22 protein-coding genes are annotated in these 26138 nt (G+C 66.9%); 7 read left to right on the top strand and 15 right to left on the bottom strand.

Annotation, left to right across the window (positions count from 1 at the left end; genetic code table 11):
• The first annotated feature begins 59 nt into the window (after window positions 1–59).
• Window positions 60–434, top strand: a complete 375-nt coding sequence (locus tag ACQR13_RS03880) for a nuclear transport factor 2 family protein (RefSeq protein ID WP_315825547.1) — start codon at window positions 60–62, stop codon at window positions 432–434.
• A 30-nt stretch (window positions 435–464) separates the two neighbouring features.
• Window positions 465–2072, top strand: coding sequence for a Na+/H+ antiporter (locus ACQR13_RS03875; protein ID WP_315751919.1), 1608 nt, complete (start codon window positions 465–467; stop codon window positions 2070–2072).
• Window positions 2073–2215: 143 nt separating this feature from the next.
• Here the strand turns inward: ACQR13_RS03875 and ACQR13_RS03870 are convergent, their stop codons facing one another.
• From ACQR13_RS03870 to ACQR13_RS03855, 4 genes are all read right to left on the bottom strand, one after another.
• Window positions 2216–2728, bottom strand: a complete 513-nt coding sequence (locus ACQR13_RS03870) for a GNAT family N-acetyltransferase (protein WP_315751918.1) — start codon at window positions 2726–2728, stop codon at window positions 2216–2218.
• A gap of 456 nt (window positions 2729–3184) precedes the next feature.
• Window positions 3185–4486, bottom strand: coding sequence for a flavodoxin-dependent (E)-4-hydroxy-3-methylbut-2-enyl-diphosphate synthase (ispG, locus tag ACQR13_RS03865; protein ID WP_315715167.1), 1302 nt, complete (start codon window positions 4484–4486; stop codon window positions 3185–3187).
• A gap of 13 nt (window positions 4487–4499) precedes the next feature.
• Window positions 4500–5453 carry a DMT family transporter gene (locus tag ACQR13_RS03860; RefSeq protein WP_315751917.1) on the bottom strand — a complete coding sequence of 318 codons (954 nt, stop codon included), beginning with the start codon at window positions 5451–5453 and terminating at the stop codon, window positions 4500–4502.
• Window positions 5454–5649: 196 nt separating this feature from the next.
• Window positions 5650–6141: a Fur family transcriptional regulator gene (locus ACQR13_RS03855; RefSeq protein ID WP_315715165.1), complete on the bottom strand. Its 492-nt coding sequence runs from the start codon at window positions 6139–6141 to the stop codon at window positions 5650–5652.
• 173 nt (window positions 6142–6314) lie between these two features.
• On the opposite strand from ACQR13_RS03855, the gene ACQR13_RS03850 reads away from it, so the two are divergent.
• The 3 genes from ACQR13_RS03850 to ACQR13_RS03840 are packed head-to-tail and all read left to right on the top strand — an operon-like array spanning window position 6315 to window position 9505.
• A complete protein-coding gene (locus ACQR13_RS03850; RefSeq protein ID WP_434842289.1) occupies window positions 6315–6794 on the top strand; it encodes a MarR family winged helix-turn-helix transcriptional regulator in 480 nt (159 codons plus the stop codon).
• A complete protein-coding gene (locus ACQR13_RS03845; RefSeq protein ID WP_315715163.1) occupies window positions 6787–7944 on the top strand; it encodes an HlyD family secretion protein in 1158 nt (385 codons plus the stop codon). The genes ACQR13_RS03850 and ACQR13_RS03845 overlap by 8 nt, the downstream gene beginning before the upstream one ends.
• Before the next feature lie 4 nt (window positions 7945–7948).
• Window positions 7949–9505: an MDR family MFS transporter gene (locus ACQR13_RS03840; protein WP_315751914.1), complete on the top strand. Its 1557-nt coding sequence runs from the start codon at window positions 7949–7951 to the stop codon at window positions 9503–9505.
• 264 nt (window positions 9506–9769) lie between these two features.
• Here ACQR13_RS03840 and ACQR13_RS03835 read toward each other — a convergent pair whose 3' ends face one another.
• The 6 genes from ACQR13_RS03835 to pcaF all read right to left on the bottom strand — a co-directional run bounded on the left by ACQR13_RS03835 (window position 9770) and on the right by pcaF (window position 16959).
• Window positions 9770–11461: a flotillin family protein gene (locus ACQR13_RS03835; protein ID WP_316171006.1), complete on the bottom strand. Its 1692-nt coding sequence runs from the start codon at window positions 11459–11461 to the stop codon at window positions 9770–9772.
• A 36-nt stretch (window positions 11462–11497) separates the two neighbouring features.
• Window positions 11498–12148: an OB-fold-containig protein gene (locus ACQR13_RS03830; protein ID WP_316195399.1), complete on the bottom strand. Its 651-nt coding sequence runs from the start codon at window positions 12146–12148 to the stop codon at window positions 11498–11500.
• A 22-nt stretch (window positions 12149–12170) separates the two neighbouring features.
• Entirely contained in the window at window positions 12171–13343 is a 1173-nt protein-coding gene (locus ACQR13_RS03825; protein ID WP_316226071.1) for a PspA/IM30 family protein, read from the bottom strand.
• 257 nt (window positions 13344–13600) lie between these two features.
• Entirely contained in the window at window positions 13601–14665 is a 1065-nt protein-coding gene (locus ACQR13_RS03820; RefSeq protein WP_434862586.1) for a phosphotransferase, read from the bottom strand.
• Between the two features lie 60 nt (window positions 14666–14725).
• Complete coding sequence (locus tag ACQR13_RS03815) at window positions 14726–15619, bottom strand: dioxygenase (RefSeq protein ID WP_434862585.1); 894 nt, start codon at window positions 15617–15619, stop codon at window positions 14726–14728.
• A 131-nt stretch (window positions 15620–15750) separates the two neighbouring features.
• On the bottom strand, window positions 15751–16959 hold the full coding sequence (gene pcaF / locus ACQR13_RS03810; protein WP_434862584.1) for a 3-oxoadipyl-CoA thiolase: 1209 nt from the start codon (window positions 16957–16959) through the stop codon (window positions 15751–15753).
• Window positions 16960–17319: 360 nt separating this feature from the next.
• On the opposite strand from pcaF, the gene mutS reads away from it, so the two are divergent.
• Together mutS and ACQR13_RS03800 are read left to right on the top strand one after the other, a co-directional pair.
• Window positions 17320–20064 (top strand): DNA mismatch repair protein MutS, encoded by a 2745-nt coding sequence (gene mutS / locus ACQR13_RS03805; protein WP_434844680.1) that lies wholly within the window; start codon window positions 17320–17322, stop codon window positions 20062–20064.
• 238 nt (window positions 20065–20302) lie between these two features.
• Window positions 20303–21460, top strand: coding sequence for an IS481 family transposase (locus ACQR13_RS03800; protein WP_316171311.1), 1158 nt, complete (start codon window positions 20303–20305; stop codon window positions 21458–21460).
• Between the two features lie 47 nt (window positions 21461–21507).
• Here ACQR13_RS03800 and ACQR13_RS03795 read toward each other — a convergent pair whose 3' ends face one another.
• From ACQR13_RS03795 to ACQR13_RS03775, 5 genes are all read right to left on the bottom strand, one after another.
• A complete protein-coding gene (locus tag ACQR13_RS03795) occupies window positions 21508–22308 on the bottom strand; it encodes a hypothetical protein (protein ID WP_316174433.1) in 801 nt (266 codons plus the stop codon).
• 220 nt (window positions 22309–22528) lie between these two features.
• Entirely contained in the window at window positions 22529–23038 is a 510-nt protein-coding gene (locus ACQR13_RS03790) for an OsmC family protein (protein WP_315715155.1), read from the bottom strand.
• Between the two features lie 57 nt (window positions 23039–23095).
• Window positions 23096–23881, bottom strand: a complete 786-nt coding sequence (locus ACQR13_RS03785; RefSeq protein WP_315825555.1) for an ABC transporter ATP-binding protein — start codon at window positions 23879–23881, stop codon at window positions 23096–23098.
• Window positions 23881–24732, bottom strand: coding sequence for an ABC transporter permease (locus ACQR13_RS03780; RefSeq protein WP_315825556.1), 852 nt, complete (start codon window positions 24730–24732; stop codon window positions 23881–23883). The genes ACQR13_RS03785 and ACQR13_RS03780 overlap by 1 nt, the downstream gene beginning before the upstream one ends.
• Window positions 24733–25059: 327 nt before the next feature.
• Entirely contained in the window at window positions 25060–26034 is a 975-nt protein-coding gene (locus ACQR13_RS03775) for an aliphatic sulfonate ABC transporter substrate-binding protein (protein WP_315751904.1), read from the bottom strand.
• Window positions 26035–26138: the final 104 nt, after the last annotated feature.

Raw genomic sequence — 26138 nt, 5'->3', positions numbered from 1 at the left:
AGCGCTGTTTTGCATCGAAAATGCGATCCTTGTTTGTCCAGGTTCCCAGGGAGTTGGCCGTGAGCACAGACCGTTCCACCGTCGAGGCCGTCGTTCAGGGCTATTTCGATGCGCTCTACGAGGGCGACGCCGACAAGCTCGGTGCCGTGTTCCACCCCACCGCCGACCTGCGCTGGGTCGAGAATGGCGAACTCAAGATCCTGACCGTGCCGGACTGGCTGGCCTGGGTGCGCAAGCGCCCATCGGCCAAGGCTGAGGGCAAGCCGCGCGAGGACTTCATCGTCACCATCGATCGTTCGGACGACAAGACGGCCTTCATCAAGGTGCGCTGCCAGCTGCCGCCGCGCTTTTTCACCGATTATCTCGTGGCGATGAAACTGAAGGACGGCTGGCAGATCGTGTCGAAGTCCTACCGCTACGACCTCCGGGATTGACGCCGGCGCGACGACGCCAAGCCCCCAGCCATGGAAGCTCACTTTCAGATATTCCTGATCCTGCTGGCCGTGTTGGCGGGAACCGCACTTCTTGCACGGCGGGCCAACCTGGCGCCGGCGATCCTCCTGATGCTCGCGGGCATCGCGCTCGCCTTCGTGCCGACGATGCCGGCGTTCGCGCTGCCCCCCGAGCTCGTGCTGCTGGTGGTGCTGCCGCCGCTGATCTATTCGTCGAGCGTCGCGATGAGCTGGCGCGAGTTCAAGCGCAATCTGCGGCCGATCGTGCTGCTCGCGGTCGGCTGCGTGATCTTCACCGCCTCCATGGTGGCCACCGCGACCCACTATCTTCTCGGCCTGCCCTGGAGCCTCGGCTTCCTGCTCGGCGCCATCGTTGCGCCGCCAGACGTGGTGGCGCCGCTCGCCATCGCCCGCCGGCTGCACCTGCCGCGCCGGGTCATGGTCATTCTCGAAGGCGAGGGCCTCGCCAATGACGCGACCGCGCTGATCCTCTATCGCTTCGCGGTGGCCGCCATCACCACCGGCGCCTTCTCCTTTCCGGTCGCGGCCGGCGAGTTCGGCCTGATCGTGGTCGGCGAGATCGCGTTCGGCATCGGCGTCGGCTGGCTGATGCTGCGCGCCCGTCACTATGCCCGCGACCCGCAGGTCGAGATCACCCTGTCGGTGCTGACGCCGTATCTGGCGTTCTGGATCCCCGAGCATGTCGGCGGCTCCGGCGTGATCGCGACGGTGGCCTGCGGCCTCTACATGAGCTGGAACGGACCGCTGTGGATCTCCTCGGCGACCCGCCTGCAGGGCATCTTCTTCTGGGACCTGATGATCTACCTCATCGAGGGCATGCTGTTCCTGCTGACCGGCTTCCAGATGCGGCTGATCTACGAGAAGTCGAAGGTCTTTCCGCTCGACGACATCATGATCGCGACCGCGCTGGTGCTCGCCATCGTCGTGATCGCGCGCTTCGCCTGGACCTTCCCGGCGACCATCCTGCCGCGTTTGCTGAGCTCGTCGCTGCGAGCCCGCGATCCCTTGCCGCCCTGGCGGCAGACCTTCATCATCGGCTTCACCGGCGTGCGCGGCACGGTCTCGCTCGCCACCGCGCTGGCGCTTCCGCTGACGCTGTCGACCGGCGACGCGTTTCCCTATCGCGACCAGATCCTGTTCATCGCCTTCGGCGTGATCTTCTTCACCCTGATCGGCCTCGGCCTGACCCTGCCGGCCGTCGTGCGCTGGCTCGGGGTCGGCAACCAGGGTCGCGCCGAGCATCAGCGCGAGCATGAGCAGGAGATCGCGGCCCGGCGCGAGGCGCTCGACAGCGCCTTGCGGTCGCTGGAGACGATGACCAGCGATCGCGAGCTGTCGGACGAGGTGGTGCGGCTGCTACGGGCGCGCCACGAGGTCCGGACCAACCAGCTCCCGGAAGGTCTGAAGCCCGAGGACAACGACGCATCCGCGCTCGGCATCGAGCTGACCCGCGAGCTGATCACGGCAGAACGCAAATTCATCCACGTGATGCTGCGCGACGGCAAGATCACCGACGAGACCCGCCGCCGCATCGAGCGCGATCTCGATCTGGAGGAAGCGAGCCTCGCCAATCGCTCGTATGGTGAGTTGCCGCTGTAGGAGCTGAGAGCTGGTCACGCGGTTGTAGGACGCGATGTTGCGGCAAACGCCGTCATTGCGAGCGCAGCGAAGCAATCCAGAAATCCTTGCGCGGCCCTGGATTGCTTCGCTGCGCTCGCAATGACGTGGAGGGGAGCCTCACGTCACCGTTCGATCATCCAGCGCGTCACCGCCTGGTGGTAGTTCATCGGACCAGGCACGGTCTTGTAGGTCTTCAAGTAGCGGAAGCCGGCCTTCTGCAGCGCGCGGTTGGGGGCGGTATTGTAGGCGTGCGGCTCGCAGAACAGCTGCTTGAGCCGCAATCTCTCGAAATAGAAATCGATGCTGCGGCGGACGCATGCGGTGCCGAGGCCGCGGCCGCGCAGCTCCGGTTCGGTGACGTGCAGGTGCATGTGGGCGCGGTTGCCGTAGACGATGCGGTCGCAGCTGGAAAAGCCGATGGCGCGGCCGTCGAGCCGCCAGATCACCAGCAGCGCCGCGCGCTCGGCCAACGGCGTCTCGTACAGTGTCTGGAAGAGTCCGGCCCACACCGGCCTGGTCGGCATCCGCGTCGGGTCGATGCCCATCAGGTCGAGTTGCTCGATGCTCGACGAATAGAAGTAGTCGATGACCAGCGAGGTCTCGGCAAGTTCCATTTCGCGGATATCGAGATTCATCGAGGCGTCCTCTTCAGCAGGCCTCAAGGTGCTGATCATGCGGGCGGCAGTGGGGCGGCGCCGGCGCGTCCGATTACGTCGGCTGCAGCCGATCCGCGCGCGAAAATTTCAGACCGCGGCGCGCGGCACAAGCAGCCGTCGGTTGCAGGTCGGCAGTCGCTCTCACGGCAGGCCGATTGGACATGGAATCTAGCTGAGGACTCTCAAGCTCCCCGCCTGCGACAGAGCGATCGCATATGACGATCGGAGTTGTGCGCCCGTCTGCTGCCACATCGTCATGGCCGGGCTCGTCCCGGCCATCCACGCCGCTCGGCATCCTCGGAACGACGTGGATGCCCGGGACAAGCCCGGGCATGACGGAGTAACGAATGGTCAGGCCTTCTCGCCGCAAGCAACCGCGCGATCAACCCAGCGGACAGGAGGCGCCGCTGGCTGAGCCGGGACCAGCGTGCCGCCCTACTCCGCCGCGGTCACGTTCTCCGGCGCTTTCGCGCCGCTGCCGTAGCGCTGGTCGATGTAGTCGATGACGAGCGCCTTGAAGTCGGCGGCGATGGTCGGCCCGCGCAGGGTGCGGAACTTCTTGCCGTCGACGAAGACCGGCGCGGCCGGGGCCTCGCCGGTGCCCGGCAGGGAGATGCCGATATTGGCATGCTTGGATTCGCCGGGGCCGTTGACGATGCAGCCCATGACGGCGACGTTGAGCGCCTCGACGCCGGGATATTGCGTCTTCCAGGCCGGCATCTCCTCGCGGATGAAGTCCTGGATCGAGCGCGCCAGCTCCTGGAACGTGGTCGAGGTGGTGCGGCCGCAGCCGGGGCACGCCGCAACCAGCGGCACGAAGGTGCGGAAGCCCATGGTCTGCAACAGCTCCTGCGCGACCTGAACTTCGAGGGTGCGGTCGCCGCCGGGCTCGGGGGTCAGCGAGATGCGGATGGTGTCGCCGATGCCCTGCTGCAGCAGGATGCCGAGCGCCGCCGAGGAGGCGACGATGCCCTTCGAGCCCATGCCGGCCTCGGTGAGGCCGAGATGGATGGCGTAGTCGGAGCGTGCGGCGAGGTCCTGATAGACCGCGATCAGGTCCTGCACGGCCGAGACCTTGGCCGACAGGATGATGCGGTCCTTCGGCATGCCGAGCTCCTGGGCCCGGGCGGCCGACAGCAATGCCGACTGCACCATGGCTTCGCGCATCACCGCGCGCGCATCGCGCGGGTTCGCGGAAGCCGCGTTCTCGTCCATCAGCTTGCTGAGCAGCTCCTGATCGAGCGAGCCCCAATTGGCGCCGATGCGGACCGGCTTGCCGTATTTGTTGGCGAGCTCGATGATGGTCGAGAATTGCGTGTCCCGCTTGTCCTTGAAGCCGACATTGCCGGGATTGATGCGGTATTTCGCCAGCGCCTCGGCGCAGGCCGGATAGTCGGTCAGCAGCTTGTGGCCGATATAGTGGAAGTCGCCGATCAAGGGCGTGGTGATGCCGCGCTTGTCGAGCTGCTCGCGGATCTGCGGGACGGCCGCGGCGGCCTCCTCGCGGTCGACCGTGATGCGGACCATCTCGGACCCGGCGCGCGCCAGCGCTGCAACCTGGGCCACCGTCTGGTCGACGTCGGCGGTGTCGGTGTTGGTCATCGACTGCACCACGATCGGGGCGCCGCCGCCGACGGCGACGTTGCCGACCATGACGCGGGTGGTCCGATGCCGGGGAGCGGGTCCGGCGACATCGGACGCTGAAGTGTTCTCGGTCAGGATCTCGGGCTTGTTCATGGGCGCTCGGATATCAGGTTTTGGTGACATTCAGCAATGGATCAGTCGCGGCCAGGACCACGCGGTTCGGGCGGTTTACGAGAAAAAGCCCAACGATCACAAGCACGGCAGCCAGGCCAAAGGCCAGCGTCAGGGCGTCATGCAGGATGAAATAGCTCGCCACCACCCCGAATAAAGGGGTGATGAAAGTAAATGCCGACAATTTGCTGGCCGAGTAGGCCTTGATCAGGGCGAACCAGACCGTGAACGTGGTCCCGACCACCCAGATCGACTGGTAGGCCATCAGGCCGATCACGAACGGGCTGGGAACCTGGGTCAACCGCTCCCCGGCAATGAGGGCCGCCACGGCCATGATCGGGACGGAGACCGCCACCTGGTACCCCAATGCCCGCTCGGGCGCGATGAAGCGCAGCCGGGTGCCTTTGACGAACACCGTGGTCACGCCCCAGAGCAGGCCGCCGCCGACCACCAGGAGATCGCCGAGCAGCACGCGGCCGTCGACATCGGCCTGGGGAATGCCGATCGCGAGCGCCACACCGGTGAAGCTGAGCGCCAGCCCGCCCCATTGCGCCGGGCCCATCCGTTCGCCGAGGAAGCGGAACGAGCCGAGCGCGACGAAGAACGGCGCGGTATACAGGAACACGATGGCGCGCGACGCCGAGGTCAGCAGCAGGCCCTGATAGATCAGCACGAATTCCAAGCCGAACAGCAGGCCTGCCACCAGGCCGAGCCCCAGCGTGCCGTCGCGCTCGAACATCTTCACGCCGCGCACCCGCGCGAACACCAGCAGCACCGGCAGCGCACCGAGCGAACGGAAGGTGGCCTGCAGCAGCGGCGGAATTTCAGGCAGCGCGAGCTTCACGGCGATCTGGTTGAACGCCCAGGACAGGCACAGCACGAGGATGACGGCGATCGCGCCCAGGCCGAGCGGCCGGGTCGCGGCGGATGAGGTTGGCGTTGCGGACACGAGGACGTTGGCTCCCTGGCGCGTTTCGTTTTCTGGACCGCCATCAAGGTGTGGTCAGCTTTGTCTTGGTCGGTCGGAGATGATGCGGAGGTAGAGCGGCGGTGCTGGCCTCTCCCTGCGCGCGCACCGGTCTCGCGCAGAAACTCGAATACGACGGTCATTCACACGTGTACAGCTTGCGCCGCAGTGAGCGTTCTCACGCCGCCTTCTGGCAATGGGCGCACAGCCCGGTGATCTCGACGACCGACAGTTTCGGCGTGAAGCCCGATGCCGCGGCGGCCAGCTTCAGGCTTTCGGCGATCGGCGCTGCCGGAACCTCGCCGACGGCGCCGCAGCTCTCGCAGATCAGGAACGCCACCAGCGCGGTCTGCTCGTGGTCATGGGCGCAGGCGAGGAAGGCATTGCGGCTCTCGATGCGGTGCACCAGGCCGTTCGCCATCAGGAACTCGAGCGCGCGATAGACTGTGATCGGCGCCGGCCGCGCGGCGACCTTGGCAAGTTCCTCGATGATCTCGTAGGCGCCGAGCGGCCGGTGGCTCGACAGCAGCGCCTCCAACACCTGGCGGCGCTGCTGCGTGAACTTCTGGCCGCGCTGGGCGCAGATGCGCTCGGCATGGTCCAGGGCATCGGCCGCGCAGCGGCCATGGTCGTGGTCCGGCGCCGGGAAGGTGGGCTTTGCGAGGGTCATTGCTGACAATCTAGCATCTCGGGCCGGTCTCGCCAAAGGCCGCGGCCGAGCCATGCATCTGCGGCGGGGCGGGTGCGCTCGGCAGGGCCATCAAATATTCATAAGCTTGCTTATCATATCCGAGGCTCATTACAGCCAAAGCTTAGTTCCCCCTCTTGGAATCGAGATCAGCCATGACCCGCACGTCGGTAGACGTGAACTTCCTGTTTACGCTCGGCGAGCTGCAGCGCCTGGTGCGCGCCTATGCCGACAAGGAGGCGGCGCGCTTCGGCATGACCCGGGCGCAATGGGCCGTGCTGGCGAAGGTCGAGCGCAACGAGGGGATGAAGCAGTCCGAGCTCGCCGAGCAGATGGAGATGCAGCCGATCACGCTGACACGGCTGATCGACAAGCTCGCCGAGGCCGGGCTGATCGAGCGGCGCGGCGACGACAGCGACCGCCGCGTCAACCGGCTCTATCTGAAGAAGGCCGCGCGCCCGCTGCTCGCGAAGCTCGCGGTGCTGCGCAGCGATCTGACCGACACCGCCCTCCAGGGCATCAGCGCCGGTGATGCCGAGCGGCTGATGACCCATCTCGAAGCCATCAAGGAAAACGTGAGAAACGCCCTGCAGTCGCTGTGCGACGAGCAGCGAAAGGAGCAGCGCTATGGCTGAGCCCGCCCTGAAACTCGCCCCCGACCAGAAGGCCAGCCCGGATGCGGCGCCGCCCGCGGCCGCCGACGCGAAGCCGGCGCGCCCCGGATTGCTGCGCCGCTACCGTCGCACGCTGCTGCTGGTCGTGCTGCCCCTTGTCGCCGCCATCGGCGGCCTCGTGCTGTATCTCAATGGCGGCCGCTACGTGACGACCGACGACGCCTATGTCGGCGCCCAGAAGGTGCTCATCACCCCCGACATCTCCGGCAAGATCGTCAAGGTCGTCGTCAAGGAAGGCCAGCAGGTGCAGAAGGGCGACGAGCTGTTCGAGATCGACCCCGTGCCCTATCGCCTGGCGGTCGACCAGGCCAAGGCGGCGCTGGAGCAGGCGCGCATCAGCTACGACAACCTCACCGCCAACATCAAGATCTACGGCCAGATGCTCGATCTCGCGCAGCAGGGCATCGACCTGAAGCAGAAGGACGTCGAGCGCAAGCAGACGCTCGCCAAGAGCAATTTCGGCTCGCAGCTCGACCTCGACAATGCCGCGAATGCGCTGGTGACCGCCGGCGCACAGGCGCAGTACATCAAGCAGCAGCTGTCGAACGCGAAAACGCAGCTGCTCGGCAATCCCGATCTGCCGCTGGAGCAGTTCCCGCCTTACGTCCAGGCAAAGGCCAAGCTGGACGACGCGCAGCGCGACCTCGACCACACCACCTTGCGCGCGCCGATGCCGGGCATCGCGACCCAGGTCGACCAGATCCAGCTCGGCCGCTTCGTGGCCGCGGGCACGCCGGTGTTCTCGGTGATCGACATCAGCAATCCCTGGGTCGACGCCAACCCGAAGGAGAGCGACTTCACCTATGTCGCGGTCGGCCAGCCGGTCGAGCTCGACGTCGATGCCTTCCCCAACCACCGCTTCAAGGGCACGGTCGGCTCGCTGTCGCCGGGCACCGGCGCGCAGTTCGCGATCCTGCCGCCGCAAAATGCAAGCGGCAATTTCGTCAAGGTCGTGCAGCGCGTGCCGGTCCGGATCTATTTCGACAAGGCCGACAGGTTCGTCGCGAAGCTCAAGGCCGGCATGAGCGTCAACGTGTCGATCGATACCGGCCACGAGCGCACGCTGGCCGGGCTGTTCGGATCGGCGCACGCGGCGGACAAGGACGAGTAGCGTCATGACCGCGCCTGCGGCCTCATCAGCAGTTCCGGGCCTCCGCCGGAACATGGTGACGATCTGCGCCATGACGGCGACGATCATGCAGGCGCTCGACACCACCATCGCCAACGTCGCGCTGCCCTACATGCAGGGCACGCTGTCGGCCTCGCAGGACCAGATCAACTGGGTGCTGACGTCCTACATCGTCGCGGCCGCGATCATGACCGCGCCGGTGGGATGGATCGCCAACCGCTTCGGCCGCAAGCGCACCTTCATCGTCTGCTCGGCCGGCTTCACCATCGCCTCCGTGATGTGCGGGCTCGCCCAGGACATCACCCAGATGGTGCTGTTCCGCCTCCTGCAGGGCGTGTTCGGCGCCTCGCTGGTGCCGCTGTCGCAGGCGGTCATGCTCGACTCCTACGCGCTGCATGAGCGCGCCAAGGCGATGGCGATCTGGGGCATGGGCGTGATGCTCGGCCCGATCATGGGGCCGTCGCTCGGCGCCTGGCTGACCGAGACCTATTCCTGGCATTGGGTGTTCTTCGTCAACCTGCCGTTCGGCGCCGTGACCGTGCTCGGCCTGATGGCGTTCATGGAGGAGACCAAGCCGAACGCGGAGCTGACCTTCGACTGGTTCGGTTTCGCGGCGCTCGCCATCGGCATCGGCTCGCTGCAGATCGCGCTCGACCGCGGCGAGGACCAGGGCTGGCTGGAGAGCAACGAGATCATCATCGAGTTCATCATCGCCGCCGTCGGCTTCTATTATTTCCTGGCGCATTCGCTGACGACGCAGCGGCCGTTCATCCAGTTCGCGCTGTTCAAGGACCGCAATTTCGTCGGCGGCTGCGTGTTCATGACGGTGATGGGCCTCGTGCTTTTCTCGACCATGGCGCTGTCGTCGCCGTTCCTGCAGAACGTCATCGGCTATCCCATCATCACCGCCGGCGTGCTGCTCGCGACCCGCGGCTGCGGCACCTTCGTCGCGATGATGCTGGTCGGGCGTCTCTTGCGCTATATCGAGGCGCGCACGCTGATCATCGTCGGCCTGGCGCTGACCGCAGTGTCGCTGTTCCAGATGACGGCGTGGACCGACCAGACTGGCGTGCCCGAGATCATCACCATCAGCATCATGCAGGGGTTCGGCTTCGGCCTCGTGTTCGTGCCGCTTTCGACCGTGGCATTCCTGACCTTGCCGGGCGAGTTGCGGACTGATGGAACCTCGATGCTGACCCTGGTGCGAAATGTCGCAAGCTCGATCGGCATCTCGATCGCGATCGCGCAGCTCACCGAGGGAACACGGCGCAACCACGCGATCCTGGTCGAGCACATCAACCCGTTCAATCACGCGCTGCAGATGCCCAATGTTGCCGGCCTCCTGAACCTGTCCACCGATGCCGGGCGCGCGATGGCCGACGCGATGGTGACCGTGCAGGCGCAGATCCTGGCATTCTCGCACGACTACCAGCTGGTCATGACGTTCATCCTGGTCTCGATCCCGCTCGCGGTCATGATCGGCTCGACGCGCACCGCGTTGCGCGCGCAGTCCGCCCCGGCCGACCACGCCGTCATGGAGTGACCGCTTCCCCCGCGACGGAAAATGCGCGCGCTGTCGAGACAGGGTGGGGGCGGGATAGCAAAAAGGTGACCGCGACGTGATGGATTTGTAACTTCAATCCGGCGCGTTTCCGGCTATCTTCTGCTCACCCCACTCGGTTCTCTGCGTATGAGTTGCGCGCAGGGACTGCACCTCATGAGCGCCCCACTCGTGATGTGCCGGGCGGGGGCGGTGGCTCCTCCAGCGCCGCCCCCAGCCCCGGGGCCTCCCTTTTCACATTTTGGCCTACGGCTTCTGCAGCGGCTCGATCTTCGCCGGTGCGGCAGCGGGCCTGGCCTCGGCCGTCGGCAGGATCACGCCGGCCAGCGCCTGCACCGGATCGTCGCCGGGCTTGAAGCCGGACTGCACCAGGATCTCGTCGATCAAGGGCTTCAGCGCGTGCACGCGCAGCAGTTCGCCGGCGAGGCCTTCGCCGAAGCCGACATTGCCGCCGGCACCGCCGTTGCCGCCGAACGCGCCGCCGGTGTGCAGGATGCGCACGTCCTTCAGATTGGCGATCGGCTTGACCATCTCGCCGAGCGCGGCCGGCATGGTCGCGATGCGCTGCTTGGCGAGCTCGAAATCGATCACGTTGCTGCCGAGCTTGTTCTGGGCTTCGTTCTTCATCAGGATGACCGCGGCTTCCGCCTCGCCGATCTGGCGCACGCCGACGGCCTTGATCTTGTTGGCCTCGGCCTCCGCCTCGGCCAGGGTCTTGGCCGCCTCGCCGCGATCGACCGCGGCGCGCTTTTCTGCCTCGGCGGCAACGGTAATGCCGGTCGAGCGCTGCTCGGCCTCTTTCCGCGCCGCCATGACCGCGGTCTGACGTTCGCGGTCGGCGATTTCGATGGCGCGCGCCGTCGTCACCTTTTCCTCCGCGGAGACCGCAAGCGCCTCGGCCGCCTTGGCGACCGCGCGCGCTTCCGAGGTTTCCTTGCTCTTGGTCGCGATCTGGATGTCGTTGTCCTGCGTCGCGATCTGGATCTCGCGGTCGGCGTCGGTCTTGCGGCGGTTGATCGCGAGATTGCTTTCGATCGCCGCGGTCTCTCGCACCTTCAAGGCTTCCGCCTCGCGCTGCGCGATCTTCTGCTGCGCCTCGATGCGCGCATTCTCCTCGGTCTGCCACGCCGTCTGCGTCGCGCTTGCGACCTCGGCGCGGGTGCTCGCGGTCTTGTTGGCGATGTCGCGCTCCTGGCTGAGCTCGGCCTCCTTCTTGGTGCGCTCGATCTGGAGCGTGAGCTGGCGCGCCTCGAGGTCCTTCTGCGCGATCGCGACCTCATTGTCGCGTACGATCGCGTTGCGGTCGCGGCGCCGCGTCTCGGTGACCGTCTTCAACAGCGTCAGGCCTTCGGCGTCGAAGAAGTTCTCGGCGTTAAAGAACGAGATGTCGGTCTGGTCGAGCTTGGTCAGCGAGACCGATTCCAGCTCCAGGCCGTTGGACTGCACGTCGGCCTCGACTGCGGCCTGGACGTGCTTGACGAAATCCGAGCGCTTCTCCTGCAGGTCCAACAGCTCCATCGTCGCCGCGACCGAGCGCAGGCCGTCGACGAACTTGGCCTCGACCTGGTCGCGCAGCAATTCGGCATTGTTGGTGACGGCGCCGAGCGTCTGCGCCGCCAGTGCGATCGAATCCACGTCGGGCTTCACGCGCACGTAGAACTCGGCGTCGATGTCGACGCGCATGCGGTCCTTGGTGATCAGCGAATCCTTCTTCGAGCGCTCGACGCGGAGCCGCAAGGTCTTGAGGTTGACGCGCGCGATGGAGTGGAAGATCGGCAGCACCACGGCGCCGCCGTCGAGCACCACCTTCTTGCCGCCCAGGCCGGTACGCACGAACGCCTCGTCGCGGGTGGACCGATGGTAGAGAACGGCAAAGACAGTGCCGAGAACGACCAGCAGCACAACGCCGATCGACGCAGGCAGAACCAGATCAAACATGGGATTTACTTTCGGGTTGAGGAAAGTGTCTTGGAACTAAGGTGTCTTGGAGTTCGTGAGCTCGTCGGCTGCGGCGATCGCGATGAAGCGGCCATCCTTGCGGTCGACGAGGAGAACCGACGCGCCCACCGGCAAGGACGGCGAGCCCGGCGCGGCCGAGGCCGTCACCATGTGCCAGTTGCCGTGGACGTCCTTGACGCGGACGCGGCCGGGCAGCCCGCCATCGAGCGGGCCGACCGCCACCTCGCCGGTGCGGCCGACGAGATCGGACAGCCCGACCGCATAGCTCTCATCCTGCGGCACCAGCCGCGCCGCGTAGCGCGTCGAGCGCCGCAGCAGCGGCACCGTGACGACGGCGGCGAGCACGCCCGCGGCCGTTGGCGGCAGCGCCACCGCCACCAGCCGCGCGGCATCCTGGATCAGAAAGCCCGTGATCGAGAAGATGCCGAGCGCGAGCAGGATGCAGATCATCAGCGGCACGCCGCCGACATTGATCCAGGACAGCACGTGGCCGACGCTGGTGCTGTGGCCGTCGTGACCGAGATCGACGGTCTGGCCGAGCAGCTCGCTGATCGACAGGCCGATCAGCATCGAGCCGATCTCGACGCCGCCGACCAGAACGATCATCACGGCGGCAATCGCGAACGGCCGCACCTCGGGTTGCATGAAATGGTCGACGATGGTCATGGGACGACGCGCCCCCGCCCGTTCAATTCTGCGATTTCAGCCGCGCCAGCCGCTCGGCGATGTCCTTGTCACGCTTCAGCTTCGACAATTCGTCGATGTCGGGCGACGGCGGGATGCCTTCCGGCACGCCGGTGGCGCGGGCGATGACGCGGGAGGCGCGCGCGGCCTTGGCGAGGCCGGCATCCGGCCCCTTGCGCGATGTGGCCTTCGGCTGGTCGGCGAGCGCCTCGCTGCGTTCGAGTTCGGCGAGACGCGCCTGCGCGTCCTGCAGGCTCGACAGAATCGCACGCAGGGTCGTCAGCACCGCATCGATGCGCTCGGCATTCTCGTCGATCGCCTTCGACAGCACCTCGAACTGGGCTTCGAGATCCATCTGCCGGGCGATGCCGGCGCGGGCGAGATCGTCGCGGTGCTCGACGATGGCGACGCGGATCTGCTCGGCCAGCACGGTCGTCTCGCGCTCGATCTCGGCGCGGCGTGCATTGAGCCGATATTCCTCCGCGCGCGCATGCGACAGGCTCTCGCGCGATTCGCGCTCGGCCTGCTCGATCTCGCGGATCGCCTGGCTGACCAGCGCGACCCGGTTCTTGTCCTCGGCCTTTTCGATCGCTCCATAGGCGATCCCGGCGATGAGGCGCCCGGCGCGTGACAGGAGCGTGTCGGGAGCCGGCGCGTGTTCGGCGAGCATGACGTGGTCCTTTCGTGGGCTGACTGTTGGGCTGAGACGAGCGTGTGACGTTGCGGTAACGCCGAAATGGACTTCGAAGTCATCTTGGTCCGTGCGCACGAGCTGCGCCGGCGTCGCGTGCGGCCAGCCCGCGACGTAGCCGGTCACCTCGAACGGGATCGCGAAGCGACCGCGCGCGGTGCCGAGCGACAACATGCCGGCATTCCTGACATTCACCAGACGGTCGTCGAGCGGCAGCCGCGGGTTCGAGGCGGCGCGATAGGCGGCACGGTCGCGCAAGCCGAGCGTGACGAGGCGCGACGGCAGCCGCGTGGCCTTGCGGATCGGGTCGTAGGCATGGCCGTGCAGCGTGACGAGATTGGCGCCGATGCCTTTGCCAGCAGCGATCTCGTCGAGCATGTCCATCATCCGGGCATAGTCGGCGAAGGTCGCCTCGATCGCGTCCCGCGCCTCGGGGGAGAGGAGCAGACGGTAGCGAACAGCCTGATCGTAAGTGCTTCCGGCCATCGGGAACGTTAAAGCACAATATCCGTGCTTTAGCAAGCCAGCTCCCGTCCCGAGAACGCCGCTCCCGTCCGTGACCATGTCGAACGCCATGCCCATGCCGATATGTCGCGCCGATGCTGGCCGGCGGTTTAAGGCCGGCGAACAATCTCTGGTGATCGTTAAGGGGGCTGCTAGCGACGCCGGCAAATGCACCGCAGTGACGTGTAGCGACAAAGACCTCGCCGCGCGCGTGCGGCCCTGTCGCGAGGGAAGCGCCGTCAGTCCAGCAATTCGCGGCAGCCGAGATCGTCGAACGCAAGGAAGATGCGCTCGAGATTATTCCACCAGATCACCGGCGGGAGCTGGATCGCCCATTGCCAGACCGGCTGGGCGATGTGCCAGAGCACGGCGAGACGATAGTCCTGATCCAGCGCCGCCCTGTCGTAGCCGGTCACACCGCCTGCGACCAATGTCTGATGATAGCTGTCGAGCAACGGCCGCTCGATCCGCGCCCGACGGTCGGGATAGATTTGCAGCGCGATCATGTAGGCGAGATCGTTCGCGGGCACGCCGATCCGCCACTGGTCGAAATCAAAGGCGCGCACGTCGTCGCTGTCGGCGGCCTTCGGCACCAGAAAATTCCAGACATGCGCGTCGCCATGCGCAATGCTGAGGTTTCGCCGCGACAGATAGCGTTCCGAGAGCCGCGGCGTCGCCGCCATCAGGCGTTCGTAGACCGCGCGCCGGTCCGCGCTCAGGCGGTCTCCCAACTGATCGGCGAAGCGCTGATAGTGGCCGGCAAAGGTCCTGCTGCGCTCGGCGCGCTCGTCCGCGGTCGCGAAGCTGCCGATGGACACGCCGAGCCGCGGATCGTCCCACCACGCCGCATGCAGCCGCGCCAGCGCCCGCACGATCCCCTCGGCCTGGGGCAGCGCGGGCGGCAGCGGCCATGGCGTCGCCGTCTGGTGCGTGTCGGTGAGATCCTCGAGCAGCAAGTGCCAGGTGAGCGCGGCTTCGTCCCACGCGCCGCCGTAAGAGCCGGGCACCAGGCCCGTCGGCATGAGCCGCGCCAGTCCGCGATAAAAATTGACCTCGTGGCGCCCGCCCCGCCACAGCGTCTTGGCGAAGGCCGGCATCGGGATTTTCAGGATCAGCGCCTTCGGCGCGTCCGGGGCCGCGCCGTTATAGGACAAACCAAGACGGATGATGCGCGACACCAGCATCGGCCGGTCGCTGATCACGGCGACGTCGGAGACCGCGCCGGACTGGAGCACACCCGCCTCGCGCATCGTCGCCGTCAACGCGGCGGGCTCGGCGACGGACGGCAAGTCGGTGGAGGACATGTGGGCGCCGTCCCTTCAGGGTTGCAGCTTAGCCCACACTAGCATGGATATTCCGAATCGCTACTTGATCGGCGCGCGCGGCAGCACGGTGTCGCCGATCTCCATCCGGTAGACGTGATCGAGCGAATACCAGGGCGTGGTGACGTCGGCGTCCGTCGGATGCGGCTCGTCGTGGCGGACGAAATTGCCGAGCAGCGCCTTCGTGACGCCGAACTGCACGTCGCTGTCGATGTGCGGGTCGTTGGGGTCGTAGACCTGCGAGATCAGGACCTTGAATCCCGGCTTGACGATCAGCGCATGCAGATGCGCCGGGCGATAGGGATGGCGGCCCTGCGCCTTCAGCAGGCGGCCGACGACACCGTCGGTCGGGATGGGATAGCCGACCATCATCACCGAGCGAAACCAGAAGCGGCCATCGGCATCGGTCACGAGCTTGCCGCGTAGGTTCATGTCGGCCTGATGGGGATCCTGGTTCTCGTAGTAGCCGACCGGCGAGGCGTGCCAGACGTCGACCTCGGCGCCGGCGACCGGCGCGCCGTTCGGATCGACCACGCGACCGTGCACGAACAGCGCCGGGCCTGATGTCGCCGAGCGCACGATCGAGCCGCCGTTATCAGTGCGCGGCGAGTTCAACCGCCAGAACGGGCCGAGCAGCGACTGCGCGGTCTCGGTGTTGCCGCCATCGCCATTGTTGAGCAGGCAGACCAGCGGCGAGACGCCGAGCGAGCCGGCCATCAGCACGACTTCGTTGTGGCTGTCGTTGGTGCGCTGACCGAGTTCGGCGATGATGGCGGCGGCTTCGCGAAATTCGACCTCGGTAAGCCTGACATCGCGGACGAAGCCGTGCAGGTGCTTGATCAGCGACACCATGATCTCGCGCAGCCGCGGGTTCTCGGTGCGCTCCATCACCGCCAGCACCGCCGGCGTGACGTCCTGTTCGCGGGAGATGGTCATCGTCAGGACTCCGTCATTCCGGGGGCGACGCGCCAGCGTCGAACCCGGAATCTCGATATTGCAGGACTCATCTCCAGATTCCGGGTTCAGCCCTGCGGGCTGCCCGGAATGACGAAGCGCTCAGCGCGTCGTCAGTTGATCGTCTCGATCGCCAGCGCGACGCCCTGGCCGACGCCGACGCACATCGTGGCGAGCGCACGCTTGCCGCCGCGGACCTCGAGGCCGTGCACCGCGGTCATCGCGATGCGCGCGCCGCTCATGCCGAGCGGATGACCGAGCGCGATGGCGCCGCCATGCGGGTTGACGAAATCGGCGTCCTCGGCGACGCCGAGCTGGCGCAGGCAGGCGATGCCCTGGGACGCGAACGCCTCGTTCAGCTCGATCAGGTCGAAATCGGTGATCTTGAGGCCGAGCCGCTCCATCAGCTTGCGCACCGCCGGCACCGGGCCGATGCCCATGATGCGGGGCGGCACGCCGGCCGAGGCGAGGCCGAGAACGCGCGCGCGCGGCGTGAGGCCGTGCTTCTTCACGGCGGCTTCGGAAGCGAGGATCATGGCGGCGGCGCCGTCATTGACGCCCGAGGCGTTGCCGGCGGTGACCGTGCCCGGATTGCGCACGATCGGCTTCAGTTTGGCCAGACCTTCGAGCGTGGTCTCGGGGCGCGGATGCTCGTCCTTGTCCACCGTCACAGGGCCGGCCTTGCCGCCGGGCACCATGACCGGCGTGATCTCGGCGGCGAAATAGCCCGAGGCGATGGCCTTTCCGGCGCGCTGCTGGGAGCGGATCGCGAACGCGTCCTGGTCGGCGCGCGAGACCTGGAATTCCTCGGCGACGTTCTCGCCGGTCTCCGGCATCGAATCGACGCCATACTGCTGCTTCATCAGCGGATTGATGAAGCGCCAGCCGATCGTGGTGTCGAAGATCTCGGCCGAGCGCGAGAACGCCTCCGTCGCCTTGCCCTGCACGAACGGCGCGCGCGTCATGGATTCGACGCCGCCCGCGATCGCGAGAGCGACCTCGCCGGCGCGGATCGCACGTCCCGCCGCGCCGACCGCGTCGAGACCGGAGGCGCAGAGACGGTTCAAGGTCTGGCCCGGAATTGAATCCGGCAGGCCCGCGAGCAGCAGCGCCATGCGCGCGACGTTGCGGTTGTCCTCGCCGGCCTGGTTGGCGCAGCCGAAGAACACCTCGTCGACGGCAGCCCAGTCGAGATTGGGATGCTTCGCCTTGAGCGCCTTGAGCGGGGTGGCCGCGAGATCGTCGGTGCGCACCTTGGCCAGCGCGCCGCCGAACCGGCCGATCGGAGTCCGCACCGCATCACAAATGAACACGTCTCGCATCGCTTTCTCCCGAACTTTCGTGTTTCTGGTCAGAATTGACGGCGGTTTTAGGAGTGCGATCGGGGCAGGTCAAATGACGGGAGCGCGGGGTGGCATGCGCGGCGCTGTCGTATGCGACGCTCTCTCAACGCGAGCGGTGCGCCCCCTCCCCCGCTTGCGGGGGAGGGTTGGGGTGGGGGCCGCCCCAAGCGAGAATCCCCGTGAGGAGAGACTTCCCCCACCCGTATCGCATCTCCGATGCAATACGACCTCCCCCGCAAGCGGGGGAGGTGCAACAGCAGGCACCGCTCATCGTGGAAAACCGGGACATCGCCTGCAAAGCGGTAGGACCGTCCGGGCAAATTGGCTAGTTTCCGCGCCATGACGATCCAGCAGCCCATCTCCGCCCCGGTTCCGCAAGAATCAGTGCCTGCGGCCGCGCCCGCCGAGGCGCCGGCCAAGCTCACGCCGATGATGGAGCAGTATCTCGACATCAAGGCAGCGCATCCGGGGCTGATGCTGTTCTACCGGATGGGCGACTTCTACGAGCTGTTCTTCGAGGATGCGGAAGCCGCCTCGAAAGCGCTCGGCATCGTGCTGACCAAGCGCGGCAAGCACCTGGGCCAGGACATCCCGATGTGCGGCGTGCCGGTGGAGCGCTCCGAGGACTATCTGCATCGCTTGATCGCACAGGGCATCCGCGTCGCCGTCTGCGAGCAGATGGAGGATCCGGCGGCGGCGCGGGCGCGCGGCAACAAGAGCGTGGTCAAGCGCGGCGTGGTGCGCGTGGTCACGCCGGGCACGCTGACGGAAGACAATCTGCTCGATGCGCGCGCCAACAACTATCTGCTGTCGATCGCGCGCAGCCGCGGCTCCTCCGGCGGCGACCGGCTCGGGCTTGCCTGGATCGATATCTCGACGTCGGACTTCATCGTCACCGAATGCGCGTTCGCCGAGCTGACGGCGACCTTGGCACGGATCAATCCCAACGAAGTCATCGTCTCCGACGCGCTGTACTCGGACGAAGCGTTCGAGCCGGTGCTGCGCGAGCTCGCCGCGGTGACGCCGCTCACGCGCGACGTGTTCGACGGGGCCACCGCCGAACGGCGGCTGTGCGACTATTTCGCCGTCGCCACCATGGACGGCCTCGCGGTGCTGTCGCGTTTGGAAGCGACCGCGGCGGCCGCCTGCGTCACCTATGTCGAACGTACGCAAGTGGGGCAGCGCCCGCCGCTGGCGCCGCCGGCGCGCGAGGCGACCGGCAGCACGATGGCGATCGATCCGGCGACGCGCGCCAACCTCGAACTGACGCGCACGCTCGCCGGCGAGCGCCGCGGCTCGCTGCTCGACGCGATCGACTGCACGGTGACCTCGGCCGGCTCGCGCCTGCTGGCGCAGCGGCTCGCCGCGCCGCTGACGGAGCCGGTGCAGATCGGCCGGCGGCTCGATGCCGTCAACGTCTTCGTCGCCGACAGCGCCGCGCGCGAGGACATCCGCTCGATCCTGCGCGGCGCGCCCGACATGACCCGTGCTATGGCGCGGCTGTCCGTCGGCCGCGGCGGTCCGCGCGATCTCGCCGCTCTGCGCGACGGTATCGTTGCGGCCGACCAGGCGCTGGCGCGGCTGTCGGCGCTCGACCAGCCGCCGCAGGAGGTGGCGTCGGTCATGTCCGCGCTGGCGCGGCCGGCGCGCACGCTCGCCGAGGAGTTCGCCCGTGCGCTCGACGAGCAGCTGCCGCTGATCAAGCGCGACGGCGGCTTCGTCCGATCCGGCTATGATGCGACGCTCGACGAGACACGCAATCTGCGCGACGCCTCGCGGCTCGTCGTCGCCTCGATGCAGGCGCGCTATGCCGACCAGACCGGCGTGAAGGCGCTGAAGATCCGGCACAACAACGTGCTCGGCTATTTCGTCGAGGTCACCGCGCAGCACGGCGACAAGCTGATGTCGGCGCCGTTGAACGCGACCTTCATCCACCGCCAGACGCTGGCGGGCCAGGTGCGCTTCACGACATCAGAGCTCGGCGAGATCGAGGCCAAGATTGCGAATGCCGGCGAGCGCGCGCTCAATCTCGAGCTCGAGATCTTCGACCGGCTGTGCGCACAGGCGCTCGCGATCGGCGACGATCTGCGCGCCGCCGCGCACGGCTTCGCGATGCTCGATGTCGCCACTGCGCTGGCGAAGCTCGCGGTCGACGACAATTATGTGCGCCCGGAGGTCGACGGCTCGCTGGGCTTCGCCATCGAGGGCGGCCGTCATCCGGTGGTGGAGCAGGCGCTGAAGCGTGAGGGGCAGCCGTTCATCGCCAATTCCTGCGACCTGTCGCCGACGCCGGGGCACAAGAGCGGTCAGCTCTGGCTGCTCACCGGCCCCAACATGGCGGGTAAGTCCACTTTCCTGCGCCAGAACGCGCTGATTGCCCTGCTCGCCCAGATCGGCTCATTCGTGCCGGCGAGCCGTGCCCGCATCGGCATCGTCGACCGGCTGTTCTCGCGCGTCGGCGCCGCCGATGATCTGGCGCGCGGACGCTCGACCTTCATGGTCGAGATGGTCGAGACCGCGGCGATCCTCAACCAGGCCGGCGAGCGCGCGCTGGTGATCCTCGACGAGATCGGGCGCGGCACCGCGACCTTCGACGGCCTCTCCATCGCCTGGGCGGCGATCGAGCACCTGCACGAGAGCAACCGCTGCCGCACGCTGTTCGCCACGCATTATCACGAGCTGACGGCGCTCGCCGCCAAGCTGCCGCGGCTGTTCAACGCCACGGTGCGGGTCAAGGAATGGCAGGGCGACGTCGTGTTCCTGCACGAGGTGCTGCCCGGCTCCGCCGACCGCTCCTACGGCATCCAGGTGGCGAAGCTCGCCGGCCTGCCGCCGGCCGTGATCAGCCGCGCCAAATCGGTGCTGGCGAAACTGGAGGCCGCCGACCGCGGCCAGAACGCCCGCGCGCTGGTCGATGATCTGCCGCTGTTCGCGGTGCCCTCGCGCGCGGCGGTCGAGCCCACCATGTCGAAGGAAGCGGAAGAGCTGATCGCCGCGGTGAAGGCGCTGCATCCGGACGAGATGACGCCGCGCGAGGCGATCGACGCGCTGTATGCGCTGAAGGCGAAATTGCCGAAGTCGTAGCTGGGTGTCATTCCGGGGCGCGCAAAGCGCGAGCCCGGAATGACACCGAGTGTGGCGAGGTCAATCGATCAACAACCGCCGTCATTGCGAGGCGCCTTTGCGCCGAAGCAATCCAGAGTCCCGCCCGCAGCCCTGGATTGCTTCGCTTCTGTTCAGCCCGGGGACATAGCTGACGGGTGTTCGGGGAGATGGTTGACACTTCAAAATCGGCTCGATTCGTCAAGCAGAGGGGCGAGCGATGCCGTGGCGAGAGGTGTCTGTCATGGACCAGCGACGAGAGTTTGTGATGCTTGCCAAGCAGGAAGGGGCGAACCGGCGGGAGCTGTGTCGGCGGTTCGGCATCAGCCCTCAGACGGGCTACAAATGGATCCAGCGGCATGACGCTGGGGACACGGCGCTGGCGGATCGGTCGCGGCGGCCTCATCGAAGTCCGGAGCGCACCGCGGCTGCGACCGAGCAGCAGATTGTCGCATTGCGCGATGCTCACCCGGCCTGGGGCGCGCGCAAGCTCGCACGGTGTCTTGAGCGTGATGGTCAAGCTGTCCCGGCGATATCCACCGTGCACACCATCCTGCGCCGCTACGATCGAGTGGTCGAGCCTGCAGGCGCGCCCGGACAGCCCTACACGCGGTTCGAGAAGGATGCGCCCAATCAGCTGTGGCAGATGGACTTCAAGGGGCACAGTGCGCTGGAGAACGGTGTGTCCTGTCATCCGCTGACAGCGTTGGACGATCACTCCCGCTTCTCGTTGTGCCTGGCGGCTTGTGACAACGAGCGCGGCTCTACGGTCAAAGGACATTTGGAGACGACGTTCCGCCGTTATGGACTGCCGGATGCGATGTTCGTCGACAATGGTGGCCCCTGGGGATTTACCCTCGAAGACCCCTGGACCGCGTTGACGGTCTGGCTTCTGAAGCTCGGCGTTCGAACGATCCACAGCCGGCCCTACCATCCTCAGAGCCGCGGCAAGAACGAACGCTTCCACCGTAGTCTGAAGGCCGAGGTGTTTGCCTTCAGGCGCTACCGTGATCTTCCCGATGTCCAGCGGGCACTCGACGGATGGCGCTCCATCTACAATCTCGACCGGCCGCACGAGGCCTTGAACTTCGACGTGCCGGCAAGCCGCTATCAACCGAGCCAACGTGCGATGCCAGACCGGCTTCCGATCGTCGAATACGACGAGGGTGAGAGCATCCGTTCCGTGTCGAGCACGAAGGCCTACGTCAGTTTCGAGGGGCGGCTCTGGAAAGTCCCGCAAGCCTTCCGAGGTGAGCGGCTGGCTATCCGGCCACTCAGTGCCGACGGAAAGTTCGGAATTTTCTTTGCCGCACATCAGATCGCAGCGATTGATCTGCGCGACCCCAAAACTGTCAACTATGTCCCCGAACAGGTGTAAGCTATGTCTCCGGGCTGAACACTTCGCTCGCAATGACGTGGAGAGACCTATCGGACCGCAGCGACCTTCCGTCGCCCCAGCCACCATAGTCCGAGATTCCAGCCGACGCAGGTCGCCAGCGCACCACTCAGGCCGGCGACGGCGCCCAGATGCAGGCTGCCGAGATGCAGCACGACCACCGCGAGCGAGAAGCCGATCAGGCCGTAGGCGCCGTTGGCCAGCACGGCCGCCGTCGCGGGCCCGCCGATGCGCGGCTGCAGGATCAGCATCATCGAGGTGAAGACGATCGGAAACAGCGCCAGGATGCCGGAGACGCTGGGGCCGGCCCAGCCGGACACCGAGGTGACGGTGGCGACGAGCGTTGCCACCAGCGAAGCGCGCAGCGGCACGTCGTACCAGCGCCGCGTGATCAGCGGCATCTTGGCATGGCGATAGCGCTGCAGCAGCGGCAGGCAGATGGCGAAAGTGATGATGTTGGCGACGATGCCCATCAAGAGCGTCCATTGCACGCTCTTGATCAGCGCGGCGAGACCGAGCCACACCGCCACCGCGGTGGCGCTTGCCACCAGCACGCTGCGGCGCTGCGCCAGCACGGCGTAAGCGAGACTGAGGAAGATCGTCGCGGCATTGATCGGCAGGCTGGTCAGCGCGCCCTGCGCGATGAACGCGGCATCGTGATCCAGCGCCAGGAAGACGTAGGTCGGGCCGGCCGAGATCGGCAGGGTCGCGACCAGCGCGCCGATCACCGGGCCGGTGCGCTCGGCGATCATCGACGCCGACACCACGAACGACGCCGCGATCGCCATGCGCAGAGCCAGCAGCAGCAGGAAGGAGGGATCGAGGGACATCAGTTCATGCTGCGCAGGCGGTGGGCTCCCTCCCCCGCCTGCGGGGGAGGGCTGGGGTGGGGGCGCGGCTCGGGTGGCGATGATGGGGTGTGCCGTGTGGAGAGAAGTCCCCCACCCGCCTCGCATCGGCGATGCGAGGCGACCTCCCCCGCAGGCGGGGGAGGCGCAGACCGAGCGAGCCTTAACAGCTTGTCTCCTCAGCGGCAGCGCCGCCGTGCAACTACACCCGCTTCAAGCTGACAGACACCTTCGGGCCGTTCTTGATGGTCTGATAGACCACGCAATAGCGCTCGGTGAGCTTGAGCAGGAGGTCGAGCTTGTCCTGCGGCGCGTCGGTGTCGACCTCGAAGCGCAGACGGATTTCCTGGAAGCCGACCGGCGCCTCCTTGTCGACGCCGAGCGTGCCGCGGAAATCGAGATCGCCTTCGGCGAACACGTGGCCGCTCTTGAGCGGCACCTCGACGGCGGTCGCGACCGATTTCAAGGTGACGCCGGCGCAGGCCACCAGAGCCTCCAGCAACATGTCGCCGGAGCACAGCTCGAGCCCCGAGCCGCCAGTTCCGGGATGCAGGCCGGCCACCGCCATCGCGCGCCCGGTCTCGAGCTTGCAGGTCAGCCCCTCCTGCCCGACCTCGCCCTTGGCCTTCAAGGTGATCACGGCGGCGGACGGGTCGGCCTTGTAGCGTTCCTTGATCGGCGCCTGCATGGCGCGCAGCTCGGCAGCATCCATTTGTCGTTCTCTCCCGGATTTATTTCAGACGAGATGTACCGGGCCGGGCCGCCAAAGTCACCACCACAGGCCGCCGCCGGGCTCACGCCTGCCCTGCGTGTCCGGCATCGTCCGGTCGAGCGAGCGGTCCAGCGCGGTCAAGACATGCCGCTTGAACTGCTCGAACAAGGGCGCGTTGCGGTCGCGCGGCCGCGACAGATTGATGGTGATCTCCTCGAACAGCCGGCCCGGATGCGGCCGCATCACCAGCACGCGGTCGGCCAGCACCACGGCCTCCTCGACGTCGTGGGTCACGAGCACCAGCGTCGGGCGCGTATCGGCCCAGAGATCGAGCAGATGATCCTGCAGATCCTTGCGGGTGAAGGCATCGAGCGCAGAGAACGGCTCGTCGAGCAGGAGCACCTCCGGCTGCGCCACCAATGCGCGGGCGATCGCGACGCGTTGCGCCTGGCCGCCGGACAGTTCGCGCGGCCAGACCTTGGCCTTGTCGGCGAGGCCCACACGTTGCAGCGCGCGGGCGACACGGTCGCGACGCTCGGCTGCCGGCAGCTCGGACAGGCCGAAGCCAATGTTGTCGGCGACCGTGAGCCACGGCAGCAGCCGCGGCTCCTGGAAGATGATGCCGACCTTGGGATGCGGCGCAATGATCGCCTCGCCGTCGAGCGTCACGGCGCCGGCGCTGGCGCGGTCGAGCCCGGCGATGGTGCGCAACAACGTCGACTTGCCGCAGCCGGAGCCGCCGATGATGGCGATGATCTCGCCGAGCTGGATCCCGGCCGAGAACCGCTCCAGCGCGTGGACACCGTTGGGATAGACCTTGGTGACGGATGCGAGCTGCAGCATCAGGCCGCCCCGCTCTGGCGCGCGAAACTGTCCTGCCAGCGCAACAGCGGCGCGGTTGATATCTCCAGGAGCCAGTCGGTGACCTTGCCGATGATCGCGAAGATGACGATGGCCGCCACGATCTGCGCCGGCTTGCCGAGCTGCTGGCCGTCGATCAGGAGGTAGCCGAGCCCTTCGGAGGCGCCCATGAACTCGGCGGCAACGACGAACATCCACCCCAGGCCGAGGCCGACGCGCAGCGCCACCACATAGGCCGGCAGCACCGCCGGCAGCAGGATGCGGCGGATCATGGCCGGTCCGGACAGGCGGAAAACGCGGCCGACCTCGACGATCTTGCGGTCGACCGAAAGAATGGCACCGGTCAGGCCGAGATAGACCGGGAAGAACACGCCGACTGCGATCAGCGCCACCTTGGAGGTCTCGAAGATGCCGAGCCACAGAATGAACAACGGCACCCAGGCGATCGACGGAATCGCACGCAGCGCCTGGATCGTCGGATCGACCAGCCGGCGCGCGAAACCCCAATAGCCGCAGATGCCGCCGAGCAGCGTGCCGGCGGCGACGCCGAGGCCGAAGCCGATGCCGACGCGGGTCAAGGTCATCGTGATGTGGCGGGAGAGTTCGCCGGAGCGGGCGAGCTCGGCGATGGTGGTGAAGACCTTCGAGGGCGGCGGCACCAGCCGGCCGTTGGACCAGCCGGCCCGGACGGCAAGCTCCCAGGCGAGTGCGAGCGATAGCGGCAGCAGCAGGCCCACCAGCGGCCGCGCGAAGCGTGCGAGCCGCGGCGTGGTAGCGGTCTGGGATGTCGGGGCGGCCGAAGCGGGTGCCTGCAATTCGACGGTCATGGTCATAGTGAGAACAGTGTCTCGCGCGGGAATGCAAGGCGTGGCGTTGGCGGATAGTCGTGGTGGCCGATCAGCATGGTGACCAAGGACGGCGCCCAGCAATCGCTGTCGTCCCGGCCTTGGGCCGGGACCCATACTCCGCGGCCGTCGTATTGAAGCGAGATGCCGCTCCAGCTTTGCCTCACAACAGGCGTCACGGATTATGGGTCCCGGATCTGCGCCCGCCAACGCCATCGCGTTGGCGAGCTTGTCCGGGACGACACCGGTTTTTGATCGCCGGCTCTTGGCATAGGCGATTTGGCGCAGCGGCCTATTGCCCGAGCCGCGCAAGTCCTAATTCGTCGGCAACGGGACCTGGTCGTCGATCAGGGCGTCCAGCGTGGCCTTCACATCCACCTTGGCATCGACGACACCGGCCTGCTGCAGCGCCAGGCCCGCAGCCAGAATCGACTCGCGCTGGGGTGCGCCGATGCGGCTATGGGTCAGCTCGGTGCGCTCCTTGAGCTGCTTGTCGACCACCGTCTCAGGCAGCTTCGTGACGGCGATGAAGGTCTTCTTGAGGTCGTCGTAGTTGGCCAGCGCGTCCTTGCGCGCGACCTCGTAGGTGGCGAGCACGCGGCGGACGATCTCCGGATTATCCTTCAGGAACTGCTCGCGCACGTTCAGGATGCCCCAGGTGTTGGCGTCGGCCTTGCGGTAGAACAGCCTGGCGCCCTCCTCGACCTCGGCCTGCGCCATCATCGGATCGAGCCCGGCCCAGGCGTCGACGTCGCCGCGGATCAGCGCCGCCTTGCCGTCGGCGTGCTGCAGCAATACCGGCGTGATGTCCTTGTCGGTGAGGCCCGCCGACAGCAGCGCGCGCACCAGGAAGATGTGCGGATCGGTGCCGCGGGTCACCGCGACCCGCTTGCCCTTGAGGTCGGCCACGGAGGCAATCTTGGAATCCTTGGCCGTGACCAGCGCGGTCCATTCGGGCCGCGAATAGACGTAGACCGACTTGATCGGGTTGCCGTTGATCCGGGCGACAAGCGCGGCGGAGCCGGCGGTCGAGCCGAAATCGAGCGAGCCGGCGTTGAGGAATTCGAGCGCCTTGTTGGAGCCGGCCGACTGCACCCAGACGATGCTGATGCCGTCCTTGGCGAACTCCTTCTCCAGAAGTCCTTTCTGCTTCAGCACCAGCGACACCGGATTGTAGGTCGCCCAATCCAAGCGGATCTCCTTCACCGGCTCGGCCGCGCGTGCAGCGCCGCATCCCAGTAGAACCACGGCCGCAACCGCAGCAAATCCGCGCCTCGACAATCCACCCATCGTCACCCCTCCAACCCTCAAGAAACATTGCTGTTGTTTCAATGAGTTATGCCAGGGGCGCGCGAGAATTGCTTTTCCTTTCGACGGCGCCGTTCAGAACGATC

The organism is Bradyrhizobium sp. HKCCYLRH3059, from assembly GCF_051168035.1.
Classification (GTDB): Bacteria; Pseudomonadota; Alphaproteobacteria; order Rhizobiales; family Xanthobacteraceae; genus Bradyrhizobium.
This window is presented reverse-complemented; position numbering and strand designations above follow the sequence as displayed.